Here is a 17,624-nt window from a genome sequence, read left to right on the forward strand (position 1 = left end):
GGTATAGTGGATTTTTAGCTAATTTTATGATTAAAACATTATTCACACTTGCTCAAATAAAATATTTTATTTAATTTTAATCTACAATTTGGTCTTATAATTAAACACTAATTAAATTATTATGGCAAGTACATCAGAAACGGGTCATGCAAAAAATGTTGCAAACTTCGATTTCATTATTACGGACATTACCTCTTACGGTGAAACCTACAACCCTTCAAAGGCGAGCTTAAAAATTCCAGCACTAACAGTTCTTTCTACAACTTCAAAGAATGCTGTTAATGCGGTAAGTGTAGCAGACCTTAATCTTAAATTGGCTAAAGATGCACGCGATGCTGCATTTAAACCCTTTAGCACATTGGTTACCAAAATTATTAACGCCTTAAAGGCAACGGACACCACGGTTCAGGTTGATGAAACAGCACAATCCATTGTTCGCAAGCTGCAAGGTCGTAGGGCAACCCCTAAAAAAACTGAGGAGCAGAAAAAGGTTGCTGCCGATGCAGGGAAGGAAATAGTAGAAATATCATCATCGCAGATGAGCTACGATAGTCGTATTGAAAACTTCGATAAGCTAATTAAACTCTTAACCTCAGTTCCACAGTACACCCCAAACGAAAAAGAATTAAAGATAGAAACCCTTATTGATGTTTTAAACGATTTAAAAGCGAAAAACCTAGCGGTTACCACCGCCGAAATTCCTTTAAACAACGCCCGTATTGCACGAAACGACATCCTGTACAAACCCAACACAGGCATGGTTGATGTTGCCCTCGATGTAAAAATTTATATTAAATCAGTATTCGGTGCATCAAGCCCCCAGTATAAAAAGATAAGCGGGATTAAGTTTTCAAAACCAAGGTAGAAAATTGCAATAGGCTAGCTGCTTAAAACATGAACGTCAGTACATGATGTAATAGTAAGAGGGGTTTATGTATTACTCAATGTGGCTGACGTTTTTATTGAAGCGTTTGGCGTAATAAACGAAGCATCTGAAATATTTGCCAAAGGGGTTTATGTTTTTAACAAAGGGTCTGGCATAATAGACGAAGGTGTTGAAACTTTTAACAAAGGATCTGACATAATAGGCGAAGATGCTGAAGCTTTTAACAAAGGATTTTATGTAATAGCAAAAGGAGTTGATAGGATGGACAAAACGAAAACTCTTTCCAACAAGGCACAAAACTATTAGGATGAGCATCCTGAAAAACCTTAAAACCAAAACAATTACTGGAAGATATTAATTGAAAAAATGGAATCACAACGCACATTCATAGCCATAAACGTTAAGGTTGAGACGGAATTAGCCACTAAATGGAGGGAACTAAAAAAACTACTTAGCAACGACATTATTAAATGGGTTAATGAGGATTCGCTTCATTTAACCCTCTTCTTTTTGGGAGATACTCCAACCGATAAGATTGATACAATTAAACAAAACCTTGAGCGTGAATTACAAGATTTTGCCTCGTTCAATATTACAATTAAGGGATTTGGAACTTTTGGTCACCCTAAATCGCCTAAGGTTATTTGGGCGGGAATTGCAAATGCTGAAAAGTTAAACCAATTAAATAGAATTGTTAGCGGTGCAATAATGCCATTGGGATTTGAGGCGCAATCGGAAAGATTTTCTCCTCACTTTACCCTAGGAAGGGTAAAGCAAATGCGATTTCCAAACGGTTTAGCCAGCTTTATTAACAATAATGCATCAAATGTTTTGCAAGAGGTTAAGGTTGATGAAGTAATTTTCTACCAGAGTATTTTAAAACCTAGCGGAGCTATATACAAACCATTAAAAATAATTAAACTCCCTTCCCTTTAAAAACGGTGATCAGAGTATAAATTATAATTTTCAGGTCAACAATTAGCGACATATTATCAATATAAAGGAGGTCGTACTTTAGCCGTTCCACCATCTGATCCACATTTTCGGCATAGCCGTACTTAACCTGTCCCCAAGATGTAATTCCAGGTTTTACCTTTTGCAGATGTATATAGTGTGGAGCAATAGCTACAATCTGGTTTACGAAAAATTGTCTTTCAGGTCTTGGTCCCACCAACGACATCTCCCCCTTAATCACATTAACGAAATTAGGAATTTCATCGAGACGAGTCTTCCTCATAAATCGTCCCAAAGGAGTTACCCTAGTATCTGTTTTACTTGATAACGCTGGGCCTGATGATTCAGCATCAATATACATCGAGCGGAATTTATATAAAGTAAAAGGTTTTCCGTATTGCCCAACCCGTTCTTGCTTATGGATTATATAACCCTTTGAGGTAAGCTTAATCAGAATACATAATAGTAAAACAATAGGTAAAAGGATAATCAATGCTATAAAGGAAAGTACATAATCCATTAGTTGCTTAACCTTAACCTGCCAAGAGGGCATCAGCTCAAACGAAATGGTAAATAATGGTGCGCTAAATATTTCGGACATCTTAACCCTTCCCGTTAAATAATCGTAAAGACTCGGGATCGCTTTAATCATAACATTAAGGCAGAGCAACTCGTTAATTAGCTTAAGCATGCTCTTATTATCGGTATTATCAAGGGCAAGTAAAACCTCTTCTATTTTGTATTGTTGAATCACCCCTGCTATGGATTGCATTGAACCTAAATTTGGGATAATACTAGCAAGACCTTCATTAGAATTATCTCCTGTTTCAATATAACCTATAATTTTATACCCTTGCGATTTTACCTGAGCCTGAAGCTCGTTGTACAGATCAAGAGCTTTTTTTCCTTCACCAATAATTATTGTAGGATAACCATATTTGCGTGTATGAATGCGATGAATTGTAATTGATGTGATTACCAATCGAGGGAAATAGGTGAAAATGAATATAAGAATGAACTGGGTATAAAAAAGTTTAAAGTAATAAAACGATGATAACACAGATTCTATATTCAATGAGATGAAAAAAATCACAAGAGCACCTAATAATGTTATTCCAATTGAATTACCCAATTCTTTAATTCTTGATTTTCTAAAAACATCATTATAGAAACCTGCTAGACTAAAAAGAAATAACCAGAATATGGTAAAAAAGGCTAAACCAAGGTAATACTTAGCTAATGCTTCGGAAGGTAGTAAATCAGATGCAATTGAATTATTAGTGAATTTATTTCTATAGTAAACAAATAAAATCCAAGTAATTACTATACCTATAAGATCAAAAAAAACACACTTAATAATCTGCTTTTTTCTATTCACTGTTCATTTTTTTTGGGGTTCACAATTTAGGTAAAATATACACATTACGAAAAAATAAGCATCCAATTCTAGGGCAAACTCTTTTAATGATTAGAAATAAGTTTCGTTGTATTTCTTATCCTTTTGTTGATTTTGTCTGTTATATAAAGACAATAGTTCGTTAAAGTTTTATTATTGATTTGTAACATATTGTTTTTGTGATATTTTGTGTTTTCGTGTTTTGGTGGCAAAAATTTTATAATAGCCACAAAATCACCTAGCCACCAAAATACACCAAAAAGTTTACCGAACTATTGTAAATAAATATCATTGACTAAACCGACTTGAAATTCAATTGAAGATATCTTGCTACTCCTTCTGCCGATCTTTCACCATCAACTGCTGAGGATACTATACCACCAGCATAACCAGCACCTTCCCCAGAAGGAAAAAGTCCATTAATCCTAATATGTTGTAGTGTTTCAGGGTCACGTGGTATGCGAACTGGGGATGATGTTCGGGATTCAACACCCAGAATGATTGCATCGTTCGTAAGGAATCCTTTCATTTTTTTGCCAAACTCTTTAAATCCTTCCTGCAAACGAATGGAAATATCTTTGGGTAACCACTCATGCATTGCCGATGAGGTTGTACCTGGATGATAAGAACAAATTGGTAAGGAACTAGAGAATCGTCCATTTACAAAATCATCAAGCCTTTGAGCTGGTGCTTTTACTCCAAATTCACCATATTTAGCCGCAAGTGTTTCTAGATGATGCTGATATTCTAACCCTGCCTGTTCACCAAACTTAGAATAAGAAGCTACATCTTCGAGCCGAACCTCAACAACCATCCCAGAATTTGCAAAAAGGGAATTCCTTTGCGAAGGAGACATTCCGTTAACCACCACCTCGCCCGGTGATGTTGCCGCAGGAACAATAAATCCGCCGGGGCACATGCAAAACGAGTAAACCCCTCTCCCATTAACCTGATGAACCAGATTGTAGGATGATGCTGGAAGAAATTCATCCCGCTTGGTTCCGTGGTATTGAATGCGGTCAATTAACTCCTGAGAGTGTTCCACCCTAACCCCCATGGCAAAAGCCTTTGCCTCAATTTGTATCCCTTGATTTATAAGCGTTTGATAGATATCACGGGCAGAGTGGCCTGTAGCCAGTATTACAGCACGTCCCTCAACAACTTGTCCATCTGAAAGTTTAACACCTCTTGCACTATTGTCTTTAACAATAATGGATTCAACCCTACTATTGAATAAAAACTGTCCCCCATGATCAAGAATTGTCTCTCTAATTTTAACAATTACTCCCGGAAGTTTATTTGTTCCTATATGTGGGTGCGCTTCGTAAATAATATTCTCGTCGGCACCATGATTATGTAATGCAAAAAGAACCCTTTTGAAATCGCCTCTCTTCTTTGAACGGGTATAAAGTTTTCCATCGGAGAATGTACCTGCTCCGCCTTCACCAAAGGCATAATTCGAATCGGGGTTAAGATTGTGCTCTCGACTTAGTAAAGCGATGTCTCGTTTACGGTCGCTAACAGGTTTTCCTCGTTCTACGATAACTGGTTTGATGCCAAGTTCTAATAGTTTGAGCGCAGCAAAAAGTCCTGCTGGCCCAGCACCAACAATTACAATAGGTTCAGCATTTCTAACATCTTTATAAATAAACTCAGGAGCATCAGTAAAAAGAGGTTCTTGTGGCCCGAATACACGCACACCTATATTTACCTTTATTTTAGCCTTACGTGCATCAATTGATTTACGTGTAATAATATATTCACCAACCTGATCGACCTTTAAATTAAGCTTTGAAGCAATCACTTTTTTGACTTGCAATGGATCAACTGCCTGATATGGTGAAAGTTCTACGTTTATATCGATGGGCATTATCGGTTATGAGTTTTGAATTATTGTTTGTTGATGAAGATACGCTGGTTGAATATTTTATCTTTTTCTTCTAACTACTGACTTCGGTCTTCCGACTTCCATCTTCCGTCTTCTAACTAACTTCTTACTCAAAATGAAACGCTACAATGAAAATCTGGGAGTTTATTTTACTAATAGCCTGAACATAATTCTCAGAGCCAATTGCATTATCGCTTGACAAAACATTATTAAGCCCAATGGAATACTTAAATTCTATAGAAAACTTAAAATACTGAAGAAAGAAATCGGTTCCAAAACCAATTTCATAGTATATATCGCTCTTTACCAATCGAAGAAGAACGCCTTCCTCAACATTTAACTTTTTATGAGTGGCCAAATCTATCCTGTAATTGCCACCAGCTAAAACATAAGGTCTAAAATTATTTATTCTATTAGCAGAATATTTGATACCAAGGGGAAACTCTATAAAAGAGGATTCAATCTTCATCTGCTTCGCCAACATATTCGCAGGAAAAAAGAAATTAAGGTTACGCTGCCCAAAACCATACCCAGGCAGAAAACGTAAATGAAAGTTTTCATTTAAACGATAATCTACTATCGCATTAACATTAAAACCAGGAACAATATGGCTGACATCGGCAAAATACTGTGTAGTATCCTTTAAATCTTTTGAAATTTCGATACCTCTCCCATTCTTAATTTTGAAATCCATTGAATTTATGCCAATAGAAAATCCGAATCGTAACTTTTTACCCACATCATATTCAGGATCATTAAGCAATACAGGTTTCTTATACTGCGCATTGGCAAAAAAGGCCAAAATCAGCATTACAAATAAAACAAAGTATTTCTTGGAGTTTTTCACTATAAACAAATTGCCTAATAGAAACGAGTTACTTTTATAAATATTATCTCAATAAATACTTAGAGTGCCTAAAGTACTTCAAGTGCCTAGAATGTCTTAGTTGCTTATAGTTACTTTAATCTTTTCTCCTTCGTAAATGGTTGCTATTCCAAAACTTAACTTTTGATATTTGCAAGATGTAAAACCTGCCTCCTCCATCAACTTAATAAAATTCAACCCATCAGGAAATGCACTTACCGACTCTGGCAGATAGGTGTAAGCCTTTTTATGACCTGAAACCATTCGCCCAATTAATGGAAGTATTGCCCAAAAATAAAAACGGTAAAGTTGTGCCATAGGGAAACGACGAGGCATTGAAAATTCTAAAATATAGTATTTTCCATTTTGCCTTAAAACTCGGTAAGTCTCGACCATTCCTGCAACTGGGTTCTCGAAATTTCGTACTCCAAAAGCCACCATAGCAGAATCGAATGATTCATCGGCAAAGGGGAGTGATAAGGAATCGCCTTGTTTTAAGGTTATTCTGTTAGATAAATTAAGGTTTTCAACCTTTTTTCTGCCTACCTCAAGCATATTTTCAGACAGATCAACCCCTGTAATTTTAACCTCAGGGAGTTTCTTTGCTAGCACAATAGCCAAATCTGCTGTACCAGTAGCAATATCAAGAACATCGGAAGGTTTTTCAGCAATAACTTTCCGAATAACCTTTCGTCTCCAAATCTTATCAATTCCAAGGCTTAAGAAGTGGTTTAGAAAATCGTATTTAGGGGCAATGTCATTAAACATTGCCTCTACCTGCTGTGTTTTGCTTCCTTGATTTGCGTTGTTGCTCATCATCTACAATACAGAATTTTGACCAGCAACCAACTCATCGATAGCATTATCGTAAATTTTCTTTAAGTCTGCGATAAAACCAAATGAAACATCATCAATTCTTATTTCGGATTTTGTAACATGCCCAATAGCAAAGAAAGGTATCTTGTTATCAACCATGTAATCGATAAAATGGGTTTCGCGTGAAGTTGATACAGTGACAATAATTCTACCCTGCGATTCCCCAAACAAAAACGCATCGTTTCTTACCTCAGCATCAGTAGTGATATCAAATCCTAAACCTCGTGGCATTGCACTCTCAAGCAAAGCAATAAACAAACCACCATCCGAAACATCATGAGCCGATTGGATATAATTCTTGCTGATTAACTGGTAAACGGCTTGTTGAACTCTATATTCCTCGTCCAAATCGAAGTAGGGAGCGGGAGATTCTTTTACACCATGATAGCTGTATAGATACTCTGATGATGCAATATCATTATGTGAGCGACCAATCAAGAAAATCATATGACCCTTCTCCTTGAATGCGAGCGTTGTATGATGATTCTTGTTCTCCAACAAACCTATCATACCAATTGTTGGTGTTGGAAAAACTGCTTCCTCCTTACCCCCTATTGATGCCTGATTATAGAAACTAACATTACCGCCGGTTACAGGGGTTTTGAATTTTTCACAAGCCAGTCCCATCCCCTTAATTACGTTTACAAACTGCCAATATACTTCAGGATTATAAGGGTTTCCAAAGTTTAAGCAGTTTGTTATTGCTAAAGGTTTTCCGCCTGTACAAACAATATTACGTGCTGCTTCGGAAACAGCTATCATTGCTCCTATTTCCGGATCAGCCTTAACGTACCTTGAATTACAATCAACAGTCATAACCAAAGCCCTATTTGTGCCTTTAAGGTTGTAGACACCAGCATCGGAGGGAAAATTAGTACTCATATTACCAGTGCCAATCATGGTATCGTACTGCTCATAAATCCAACGCTTTGAGGCAATATTAGGATGACGTACCATTTGTAAAGCCACCTCATGTAAATCTTGTGGTTCAGGTATTTTATTGATATCGAATTTTTTGTACTTTTTGTAGTAAGCAGGTTCTTTGTACTCCCTATCATAAACAGGAGCGCCTCCACCTAATACTAATGATGAAGCTGGTACATCGGCAACCTTTTCTCCATGATAGAAGAATTCCAACCTATCGCCTTTGGTTACTTCACCTATAATAGCATAACTTAAATCCCATTTGTTAAGAACATTTTCAATATCCTTCTCACGTCCTTTATGAACTACCATTAGCATACGTTCTTGCGACTCAGAAAGCAATATTTCAAATGCTTCAATATTTTTTTGTCTTAGTGGAACTTTATCAAGGCTAATTCTCATGCCATGCTTTCCTTTTTCAGACATCTCTGAAGTTGAGCAGATAATGCCCGCAGCACCCATATCCTGCATACCAACTAGAGCTCCTGTTTTAATGACCTCTAACGAAGCTTCCAAAAGTATTTTCTCCTGAAATGGGTCTCCAACTTGAATTGATGGGATATCATCGGCAGAATCTTCAGTAATATTAGCAGATGCAAAGGTTGCACCATGAATACCATCCTTACCTGTAGCTGATCCAACAATATATATTGGATTTCCCTCTCCCTTTGAAATTGCCGATACAACATTTCTCTTTTCAACTAATCCAACCGACATAGCGTTAACTAGCGGGTTCATGGTATATGATTCATCAAAAAACACCTCACCACCAAGAACAGGAATACCAAAAGCGTTGCCATAATCGCCAATTCCTTTAACAACACCTTTGATTAGCCATTTTGTTCTATCCAACTTAAGGCTACCAAAACGAAGTGAGTTAAGCTGTGCAACTGGTCTCGCACCCATTGTAAAAATATCACGATTAATTCCACCAACTCCTGTGGCAGCACCCTGATAGGGTTCAACAGCACATGGATGGTTGTGAGATTCTATTTTGAAGGCACAAGCCATTCCATCGCCAATATCAACCAATCCGGCATTTTCAGTACCGGCTTCGGCAAGTATTTGCTCACCTTTACGGGGTAAGGTTTTTAGCCATTTGATTGAATTCTTATAGGAAGCATGCTCTGACCACATTACTGAGTAGATACTAAGCTCAGTATAATTAGGTACTCGACCAAGAATTTTTTTAATCATTTCAAACTCTTCAGGCAGCAGTCCAAGCTCCCTTGCGGTTTCGAGATTTACTTCAATTGATGACATGTTTTTATGGTATTGTGTATTTTAATTAACTTTAAAACTGAGCCAAAAATACTAACATTAAGTAAGAAGCCCATCAATCAATCTATCAATTTTTTATTATACTATTATTCAATTACTTACAAATACTTTTATTAAACAAATCAACAATTTTAAGTAGCAAACCCTTTTTTTATTAATTTTACAGTCCTTTAAAAAATTATTAAAAATACAAAATAATTGAATTACATGAAGATAGCATTAATCACTGGCGCAACATCAGGAATCGGAAGAAGTACAGCCATTAAACTTGCAGAAAATAATTTTAACCTAATTTTAACAGGAAGACGTGTCGATTTGCTTGATGCCCTTAAGCGTGAAATTGAAGTAAAGTATAAAAGAGATGTTCTTACATTAAATTTTGATATCAGAATTAAGGAGTCTGTTGACAAAGCGATAGACAGCTTACCCGAGAGGTGGCAAAAAATTGATGTTCTGGTAAATAATGCTGGTCTAGCGGTTGGTCTAAATCATATACAAGATGGAGATGTTGATGATTGGGAACGAATGATTGATACCAATGTTAAAGGGCTACTCTATATCACACGAAAAGTAGCACCAATAATGGTTGAACGCAGAAAAGGTCATATTGTTAATATTGGATCAATTGCTGGAACTCAAATCTATGAGAACGGGAATGTTTACTGTGCATCCAAACATGCTGTTCATGCTATTTCTCAGGGAATGAGAGTAGATATGCTTAAACATGGTATTAAAGTTACTGAAATACGCCCAGGTCTTATTGAAACAGAATTTTCACTTGTAAGATTTAAAGGCGATAAAGAGATGGCTAAAAAACCCTACGATGGTTTAACTCCATTATTTGCAGAAGATATTGCAGAAACTATACTTTTTGTTTTAACTAGACCAGATCACGTTTGTATTAATGATATTGATATTACTCCTACCGCACAAGCGAATGCAATCTCTGCTTATAGAAAATAAAAACTGCTGGTTGTTGAGTACTGTTTTTGATGCTGTGATTAGTTGAAGTTGCTCATTAATTGATGCGACTTAATATATTACTGATTACAAGTATTATACCCTGCAATTAGCCAACATTTAAGATTTAGGAATCCCAATTTGAATTAATTAGATAATAAACTACATTTAAAGCCTATTTCAATCACCCTTTCCCAAACACCAAGCCGATTATGTTTGAATATACTTTTCTTAGGGATTATACAACCCAACTTTTCATAAAGATGGGATGTCCTATTCAGGATGCAAAAATCGTGGCAGATGTTCTAATGGCGGCTGAACTACGTGGAATTCCATCGCACGGGTTGATGAGGGTAAAGGACTACTTCCTTATGGTTGATGCGGGCAGAATTAATGTTAATCCAAAAGTTAAGATAATACACGAAACACCTTCTACTGCTACTGTTGATGGTGATAATGCGCTAGGCCCAGTTGCAGCAAAATTTTCAATGGAGGTTGCAATCAAAAAAGCAAATAGCGTTGGAACAGGCTGGGTGGCTACAAAAAATAGTAATCACTTTGGAATAGCAGGTTTCTACTCAATGATGGCTCTTGAGCACGATATGACTGGTATAACCATGACTAATGCCAATCCACTTGTAGTACCAACATTCTCTGTGAGCAAATTCATGGGGACAAATCCAATTGCAGTTGCTATTCCTACACTAAATCAACCACCCTTTGTTGCTGATTTTGCAACAACACCCATTGCCCGTGGCAAATTGGCAATCATGGGGAAAAAGGGTTTAAAAGCGCCTCTCGGATTAGTCCAAGATGCCAAAGGAAATCCAACTGATGATCCCGACACCCTACTTCGCGGAGGAGCAATACTACCCCTTGGTGGTGATACTATCCACGGTGGGCATAAGGGATATTGCATGACGGCTCTAGTTGATATTTTCTCTTCTGTTTTTTCTGGCGCAAACTTTGGTCCATTTGTACCACCTCAAGTTGCATATCTCCCTTTGCTAGAAAAATCTGTTGGTGAGGGGCTCGGTCATTTCTTTGGAGCCATGCGGATTGATTCATTTCGTCCCGCAAATGATTTTAAGCAAAAAATGGATGAGTGGATTGATACCTTTAGGAACGCCGAAAGCGGTGAAAATCAACCAAAGGTTATGATTCCGGGTGATCCAGAAAGGTTGAACGAAGAAAAACTTCGTAAGGAGGGGATTACCATTATGCCCCAAGTTCTTACTGAACTGAATGAAGTTGCCGGGAAATTGGGAATTGATATTTTGGGTTGAGAAATAGCTGAGTTATCTTTTAGAAGACCGTTGAAATCCCAAAATGCACCTTTGCATCTCTAAGCGATATGGACTGACCAAAGCCCTCTCCTAGCGCATAACTCAAATTGAATAATCCAGATTTGGTAACTAAATTCAAGCCTATACCTAAACCTAAAGGCCAAGCATCATTATTTTTACCTGACTCATAGCCCTTGACAAAACCTTTATCGGCAAAAAGGTAAAAACCAGAACCTTCGCTAATCCTCAAATGTATTTCAGCAGATGCAATTGAGTAGGCTTGTGACAAAATCTCCTCCTGATTAAACCCCCTGATTGTTTCCATCCCCCCTATGCGATACATCTCATTTTCGTAAAGTTTGGTATTAGCTGTTGAATTGTATACTCCTTTTATTTTTGAATTTGAAATCAGTGCCAAAATCAACCTATTTTCATGCAAAGGAACAAATCCTTTTACAAGTATCTCTCCCTCAATTAGATTTGAATTGAATTTATTTGATTGGTTTAACTTTCTGATACCTGTATTTAGTGAACTCTTAAGATACAAACCTTGTGTAGGAAGTACTAAACCATTCAAACTATTAAACTCGTAACCTATACCATATAATAATGCTGAAGTATTCGAGTATTGAGATTCTTGAGCCAGAGTGATCGAAGAAAAAGAAGTGCTTTTATAGTCAAGGTTTAGCAAAAACCTGTCCCTATTTTGTGAAAAAAAACTAATTGAGAGCTTCGGGTTGATGGTAATGTAAGTGCTATCATGTTTATATAACGAGAATGAACCGGTTACACCCATCTGAGATGCAAAAATGTAAGGCCAATCGGTTTCGACATTTAGATTTTGAATTCCTTTACCAGGTGCATTCCACAAGAAATTTATCTTTTCACCATTTTTCATGGCGTTAACAAGCAGCAGATTAAGATTTCCATTCAGTTTTATCTCCCCATCTTTTTTATCATAATAAAAACCTGCAAGCCCCGAAAAGCGGGATGCAATTTTGTTGTTCAAATAACAATATAGGCGAGCAGTATTACTTAAAAACTCTACTTCGGCTGGTTTAATAATGCTTAGATATGGTTGTTGTTTCAGCTTTTGATCAATCAATCTTATCTTCGATTCGGAATATGGTTCTCCTTTTTTTAATGACAGTAAGGCCATTATGTGTCTATGGTTTACTTTGAAATTCCCTTTTAGATAAAGGGTATCTATTAAAATTTTCGGATCTTTATCGAGCCTTAGAATTGCACTGACTTCATTCCTGCTAATTTTCACACTATCCAATTCAACTTTTGCAAACGGGTATCCAGAGTCCTCAAATCGCTTAATAATTGTATTTGTTAGCCTTGCAAATCTCCTAGGATTTATAATTTTATTCTCATTACGGGGGATTTTCATCCCAAAATTATTAAACCAAAACTGCGATATACTATCCGTTTTAAATCGCACCCACCTATACTGTAAACCCATAATACCATAGGCTCTAACTAAAGTTGAATCAAAACAAAAAGAGTCAATTGAGGCTGAAAGATAACCCTTACTGTAAAGTGGTAGCAGGAATTCGTAAAGAGTTTTTGCAATAAAAGTTGAATCACTGTGCTTATTGGGGGGTAACTTGTACTTGAAAGACTTACCTATATCGCTAAAAGTAATGGACAACTCTTGTGAAATACTCACCTTGTGAAAAAGCAAGCAAAAAATAAGTAGTATTGGTATCCTAAAAAAATTCATCATAGGAATTGGTTGCACCAAAGTTATACAAATTAGCACAACGGTATATGATAAAGATTATTATGAGTTTGCATTTTAAATCCAAAAATCAAAAACCAGCAATTTGTTTTTAATTTGCTGGTTTAGACTAGTTCCTGGTTAATTTTCTTACCAGAACTACATCTCATTATCCATAAATCCTTGCTGCTCGAGTACTTTCAGCAACACTTTTGAGAATGCAACGTTGTCCTTTTTGGTATAGCGATTATCGGTAAAAATCTGGGCAAGGGTCTCTTTATTATTTTCAATAAGAAGTTTATGGGTAAGTGGAAGGTTCTCTTTAGCAAAATAAATCTGATCGATATCCCCTTCGGAATAATCCTGATAGATTTGCTGATGAATAACACTTGCCAACGGTAATCGGTCATTGAGTTCAGGAGTTTCATCGGGATACCCAACAACAACGGTAGTAACAGGAACTACTCCTTTGGGAAGTTTTAGTATATCGATGATTTTATCCGCAGTATACGTAGTTGTACCAAGATAACATATTCCCAAACCTTTTTTCTCTGCAGCAATACAAACGTTCTGAGCAACAAGAAGTGCATCTATTGCAGCTGTAAAGAAAGAGAGAAAATTATTGTACCCCGGATTTGCTCTACGCTGTAGACACCATTTATTAAAACGATTAAAATCTGCGCAAAAGGTTAAAACAACTGGGGCTTGAACTACCATTTCCTGATTAAAATGGCAGGGTAATAGTTGTTTTTTTATATCTTCATCTGTTGTAACAACAATACTATAAACTTGCATATTCCCAGTTGTTGATGCTCTTGTACCTGCAAGTAGGATATCATCAAGTAATGCTTTGTCAATTGGAGTGCTCTTGAACTTCCTTATCGAGCGATGATTCATTATTGTATTCATAGTGTAAAATTTAACCTAGCAAAGGAATCACTTTTGGAGTAAAATAAATTTTTTTAATGAGTGTTATTTAACATTATTCGATATATATTGCTGTAAATTAATTTATTAATAAAATATATTCTAATAATTCTTCGATATTCAAAGAAATCTTAATTAATCATTAAACTTTATATAGATTAAGCATTAGTTGGTAATATTTAGCACTGATAATCAGCATGATTATAATCTAATCGGTATAATGTCTATTAAGATTTTAGAAATTTTCGTATTTATAATCTTCCTTCTTTCTTGTTTTAGCCCTACTAATTATCTGTGTAAGATTGCTCTTCTGGACATTTTGTTTAATTGGTTTAATATTACTATTATTTTTATGGGTATTTTCTACAAAGCCTAGTTTGAAGTAGGAAACTGTATCGTTTAATGTTTCGGCTTGGCTGGCCAATTCTTCAGCACTAGTTGACAGTTCTTCTGATATTGCAGCATTTTGTTGGGATCCCCTGGTTATTTGTTGAATAGCATTATTTATTTGGCTTGCTCCTGCTGTTTGCTCTACACTTGCACCAGCAATTTCGTGTATAAGCCTCATTGTTTTTTCAATTTCAGGAATAATATGGGTTAATTTACTTAGAGCTTGTTCTGATGTGTTAACACAACTAACAGACAAGGCATTTATTTCATCAGCAGCAATCTTACTGCGCTCGGCAAGTTTCCTTACTTCTAATGCAACTACTGCAAAACCCCTGCCATGCTCTCCTGCCCTTGCCGCCTCAACAGCAGCATTAAGTGCAAGTATATTGGTTTGAAATGCTATATCGTTGATGATTTTTATTTTTTCAGAAATGGATTTAACTGCTAGCACCGAAATTTCTACAGCCTTATTACTTTCCTTAATGCCATTAGTAGATATACTAGTAATTTTTTCTGTTTGTCCAGCGTTCTCAGCACCTTGTTCAATATTAGATACCATCTCTTCCATAGATGAAGATATTTCTTCAACTGCAGATGCCTGTTCATTTGAACTTTGTACCATTGCCTGTGAAGAGTTGCTGAGCTGCTGGCTTGCATCTGCAATATAATGGGCACTTGTAACTACTTCTGATATTGTTTGCTGTAACCGCATTTTCATATTGTTTAGAGCGGACACTAACTGACCTATTTCATCTTTCTGGTCAATGTTTAGTTGAGAAGTAAGATCTCCCTCTGATATAGCATCGGCAAACATAGCTGCTTGTTCAACTGGTTTCGAAATACTACGTGCAAAAAACCATGAAATTGCTACAATCATGACACTAATAATTATCATGAAAACAATAATAATATTTCGTAAATTATAAGATGGGGCCATTGCTTCATCTCGATTTATCTCAGCAACTACCGCCCAATCTAAACCAGAAATATTTAATTTATTAAATGTGCCAATTACCTTTGCACCCTTATAACTTTGAAAAACCACACTTTCAGTTTTTCCATCAAATGCCTCATCGATAATTTCTTTCTCAACCTTTGTCTTCAAGGTTGATATGGAATCAAACCTCGAAACTGAACGCATTATGTAATCTTTACCTGCCAAATAGGTCTCACCTGTTTGGCCTAACCCAGTTACATCTGTTGTGACGTTATTAATAATCTTTATTGGAATTTGGACAACCAATACACATAATATTTTGCCATCGTTATCTTTTACAGGCATACTAATGAACTGCGCGGGTTTATTGCCAGCAGGTTGATACAATCCAAGATCCGATATTACAATATTGCCTGTTGAAATAGCATTTTTCCAACAATGCTCCAGTGGCGAATCTTTCAGGCTACCCGATCTAAGATTCTCGCCTAAATCACTGTTGCGTTTAACTGTAAACATTACATGTCCGTGAGCCGCACAAACCAAATACATATCGGTGTATCCCTTATAATCAAGATATTGTTTATAATCCTTCGCATACTTATTATATATAGTTTCATAGTTAGGATTTGTAGTAACAAATCGTTCTAACGAGCCGACGTGTAAACTGTCATGGTATCTTTTCAGATCGTAAAATGAGTTTTTGACGAAATTTCTAAGAGCAATTATTTGAACATCCGTTGAAAGATTGGTGTAAAAATTTTCGATGTTTTTTTTCCGCAAATCACAAATAACCTTTAATTTGTCATTAGTTGCATTAAGTAAAGCATTACCCGAACTAATGACTGATATGGTTCCTATTATCGTAAGACTTAATAATCCGATAACAAGAAAGATCGTTAATAATTTTGTAGAAATCTTAAGGTTCTTCATAAAATAATAATATAAATAGTTTAAAATACTTCTTATAAAACTACTAATTTTAAAATGTTACTCCACCATAAAAATCCCAGAAAAAGTAAAGCCCGTTTAAAATCTATTTTTCAACTCTATATTTGAATCATAATCAAATTATTCCTTGCTTTGTTCTTGAAAGGATGTATTTCATATTCCACACTTGGCATAAGGAAACTTTCTAACGAAAAGAATGTCCATTCGAATACCCATAGTGCGGGAAGTACCTCAAAAGATTTATCGCTATCCCTTCATAGTACAATAGGCACCAACCAACCGAAAATCACCTCTCGAACTCTTATATGCCATCAAACATTAAAGATTTTGATTTTTTTTCAACGTTTCTAAAATGCATTTGTGATAAGGACACAAAAAAACCACCTGTTATTAGGTGGTTTTTTTGTGTAAATTCGAATTATTAATCACCAATCTCTTTATCAATCAGATATTGATTTCGCTCCGACGAACTGCGGGAAACCAGTTCTCCTATAAATCCAGCCATAAAGAACTGGACACCAATAATTACAATAACCAAAGCTATATAGAAAAGGGGTTGACTGGTCACTGGTCTATATTTAAGATGGCTATATTGAGCCATTAACTTAGCAATAATCATCCAAATAGTTATTAACCCCCCAGATGCAAACATAAGCATACCCAACGAACCGAAAAAATGCATTGGCTTTTTACCAAAGCGCGTAATAAAAGTAACTGACAATAAATCGAGTGGCCCACGAATAAAGCGTTCAAGTCCAAACTTTGTAACCCCATATTTGCGCTCACCATGGATAACAACCTTCTCCCCTATCTTTCGATAACCAGCCCATTTAGCCAGCACAGGGATATACCGATGCATCTCGCCATAAACCTCAATACTTTTAACAACCTTACTCTGGTAAGCTTTTAAGCCGCAGTTCATGTCATGCAACTTGATACCACTTATCCTCCTCGTAATCCAATTATAAAATTTACTGGGAATATTTTTCGATAGAATAGGATCATGTCGCTTTTTCTTCCACCCAGAAACTAGATCAAACCTATCCTCCTTAATCATTCGAAATAATTCTGGAATCTCATCAGGACTATCCTGTAAATCAGCATCCATCGTAATAACTACATCTCCCTTTGTAGCAGCAAATCCTACATAAAGGGCTGCAGATTTACCATAATTCCTACGGAATTTTATACCGCGAACAGCCTTAAATTTCAACGATAAGTCCTCAATTACACTCCAACTACTATCATTACTCCCATCATCAATTAGTATTAACTCATAGGAAAAATGATTAGAGACCATCACCCTATCAATCCATTCAACTAACTCTGGTAGTGACTCCTCCTCGTTTAAAAGTGGAACAACAACAGAAATATCCATTA

14 protein-coding genes are annotated in these 17,624 nt (G+C 36.2%); 5 read left to right on the forward strand and 9 right to left on the reverse strand.

Annotated features, from left to right (window positions below; genetic code table 11):
* Positions 1-121 precede the first annotated feature (121 nt).
* From HOO91_06810 to thpR, 3 genes are all read left to right on the forward strand, one after another.
* Positions 122-865: a hypothetical protein gene (locus HOO91_06810; protein NOU17254.1), complete on the forward strand. Its 744-nt coding sequence runs from the start codon at positions 122-124 to the stop codon at positions 863-865.
* A gap of 81 nt (positions 866-946) precedes the next feature.
* Positions 947-1,192 carry a hypothetical protein gene (locus tag HOO91_06815; GenBank protein NOU17255.1) on the forward strand — a complete coding sequence of 82 codons (246 nt, stop codon included), beginning with the start codon at positions 947-949 and terminating at the stop codon, positions 1,190-1,192.
* A 60-nt stretch (positions 1,193-1,252) separates the two neighbouring features.
* Complete coding sequence (gene thpR / locus HOO91_06820; GenBank protein NOU17256.1) at positions 1,253-1,822, forward strand: RNA 2',3'-cyclic phosphodiesterase; 570 nt, start codon at positions 1,253-1,255, stop codon at positions 1,820-1,822.
* On the opposite strand, the gene HOO91_06825 is transcribed toward thpR, so the two are convergent.
* The 5 genes from HOO91_06825 to purL form a co-directional block, all read right to left on the reverse strand.
* Positions 1,803-3,218 (reverse strand): sugar transferase, encoded by a 1,416-nt coding sequence (locus HOO91_06825; protein ID NOU17257.1) that lies wholly within the window; start codon positions 3,216-3,218, stop codon positions 1,803-1,805. The genes thpR and HOO91_06825 overlap by 20 nt on opposite strands.
* Positions 3,219-3,531: 313 nt before the next feature.
* Entirely contained in the window at positions 3,532-5,106 is a 1,575-nt protein-coding gene (locus tag HOO91_06830) for an FAD-binding protein (protein NOU17258.1), read from the reverse strand.
* Positions 5,107-5,230: 124 nt separating this feature from the next.
* Entirely contained in the window at positions 5,231-5,971 is a 741-nt protein-coding gene (locus HOO91_06835; GenBank protein NOU17259.1) for a PorT family protein, read from the reverse strand.
* A 96-nt stretch (positions 5,972-6,067) separates the two neighbouring features.
* On the reverse strand, positions 6,068-6,808 hold the full coding sequence (gene ubiE / locus HOO91_06840; GenBank protein ID NOU17260.1) for a bifunctional demethylmenaquinone methyltransferase/2-methoxy-6-polyprenyl-1,4-benzoquinol methylase UbiE: 741 nt from the start codon (positions 6,806-6,808) through the stop codon (positions 6,068-6,070).
* On the reverse strand, positions 6,809-9,052 hold the full coding sequence (gene purL / locus HOO91_06845; protein ID NOU17261.1) for a phosphoribosylformylglycinamidine synthase subunit PurL: 2,244 nt from the start codon (positions 9,050-9,052) through the stop codon (positions 6,809-6,811).
* Between the two features lie 225 nt (positions 9,053-9,277).
* Between purL and HOO91_06850 the strand changes: the two genes are divergently transcribed.
* Both HOO91_06850 and HOO91_06855 read left to right on the forward strand, forming a co-directional pair.
* Positions 9,278-10,033 carry an SDR family NAD(P)-dependent oxidoreductase gene (locus HOO91_06850; GenBank protein NOU17262.1) on the forward strand — a complete coding sequence of 252 codons (756 nt, stop codon included), beginning with the start codon at positions 9,278-9,280 and terminating at the stop codon, positions 10,031-10,033.
* Positions 10,034-10,242: 209 nt separating this feature from the next.
* Positions 10,243-11,316 carry an Ldh family oxidoreductase gene (locus tag HOO91_06855; protein ID NOU17263.1) on the forward strand — a complete coding sequence of 358 codons (1,074 nt, stop codon included), beginning with the start codon at positions 10,243-10,245 and terminating at the stop codon, positions 11,314-11,316.
* A 19-nt stretch (positions 11,317-11,335) separates the two neighbouring features.
* On the opposite strand, the gene HOO91_06860 is transcribed toward HOO91_06855, so the two are convergent.
* The 4 genes from HOO91_06860 to HOO91_06875 all read right to left on the reverse strand — a co-directional run bounded on the left by HOO91_06860 (position 11,336) and on the right by HOO91_06875 (position 17,622).
* The gene (locus tag HOO91_06860; GenBank protein NOU17264.1) at positions 11,336-13,048 is read right to left on the reverse strand and encodes a BamA/TamA family outer membrane protein; all 1,713 of its coding nucleotides are present in this window, start codon (positions 13,046-13,048) and stop codon (positions 11,336-11,338) included.
* A 153-nt stretch (positions 13,049-13,201) separates the two neighbouring features.
* The gene (locus HOO91_06865) at positions 13,202-13,951 is read right to left on the reverse strand and encodes an NADPH-dependent oxidoreductase (GenBank protein NOU17265.1); all 750 of its coding nucleotides are present in this window, start codon (positions 13,949-13,951) and stop codon (positions 13,202-13,204) included.
* Positions 13,952-14,204: 253 nt separating this feature from the next.
* The gene (locus HOO91_06870; GenBank protein NOU17266.1) at positions 14,205-16,226 is read right to left on the reverse strand and encodes a methyl-accepting chemotaxis protein; all 2,022 of its coding nucleotides are present in this window, start codon (positions 16,224-16,226) and stop codon (positions 14,205-14,207) included.
* Positions 16,227-16,665: 439 nt separating this feature from the next.
* Positions 16,666-17,622 (reverse strand): glycosyltransferase family 2 protein, encoded by a 957-nt coding sequence (locus HOO91_06875; protein NOU17267.1) that lies wholly within the window; start codon positions 17,620-17,622, stop codon positions 16,666-16,668.
* Between the last annotated feature and the right edge of the window lie 2 nt (positions 17,623-17,624).

The organism is Bacteroidales bacterium, from assembly GCA_013141385.1.
In the GTDB taxonomy this organism is placed as follows: Bacteria; Bacteroidota; Bacteroidia; order Bacteroidales; family Tenuifilaceae; genus UBA8529.

Bases quoted from the DNA above. Each gene is read 5' to 3' on its own strand.
- HOO91_06810 (NOU17254.1), top strand. From the start codon at position 122: ATGGCAAGTACATCAGAAACGGGTCATGCAAAAAATGTTGCAAACTTC.
- thpR (NOU17256.1), top strand. From the start codon at position 1,253: ATGGAATCACAACGCACATTCATAGCCATAAACGTTAAGGTTGAGACG.
- HOO91_06830 (NOU17258.1), bottom strand. From the start codon at position 5,106: ATGCCCATCGATATAAACGTAGAACTTTCACCATATCAGGCAGTTGAT.
- ubiE (NOU17260.1), bottom strand. From the start codon at position 6,808: ATGATGAGCAACAACGCAAATCAAGGAAGCAAAACACAGCAGGTAGAG.
- purL (NOU17261.1), bottom strand. From the start codon at position 9,052: ATGTCATCAATTGAAGTAAATCTCGAAACCGCAAGGGAGCTTGGACTG.
- HOO91_06850 (NOU17262.1), top strand. From the start codon at position 9,278: ATGAAGATAGCATTAATCACTGGCGCAACATCAGGAATCGGAAGAAGT.
- HOO91_06855 (NOU17263.1), top strand. From the start codon at position 10,243: ATGTTTGAATATACTTTTCTTAGGGATTATACAACCCAACTTTTCATA.
- HOO91_06860 (NOU17264.1), bottom strand. From the start codon at position 13,048: ATGATGAATTTTTTTAGGATACCAATACTACTTATTTTTTGCTTGCTT.
- HOO91_06865 (NOU17265.1), bottom strand. From the start codon at position 13,951: ATGAATACAATAATGAATCATCGCTCGATAAGGAAGTTCAAGAGCACT.
- HOO91_06870 (NOU17266.1), bottom strand. From the start codon at position 16,226: ATGAAGAACCTTAAGATTTCTACAAAATTATTAACGATCTTTCTTGTT.
- HOO91_06875 (NOU17267.1), bottom strand. From the start codon at position 17,622: ATGGATATTTCTGTTGTTGTTCCACTTTTAAACGAGGAGGAGTCACTA.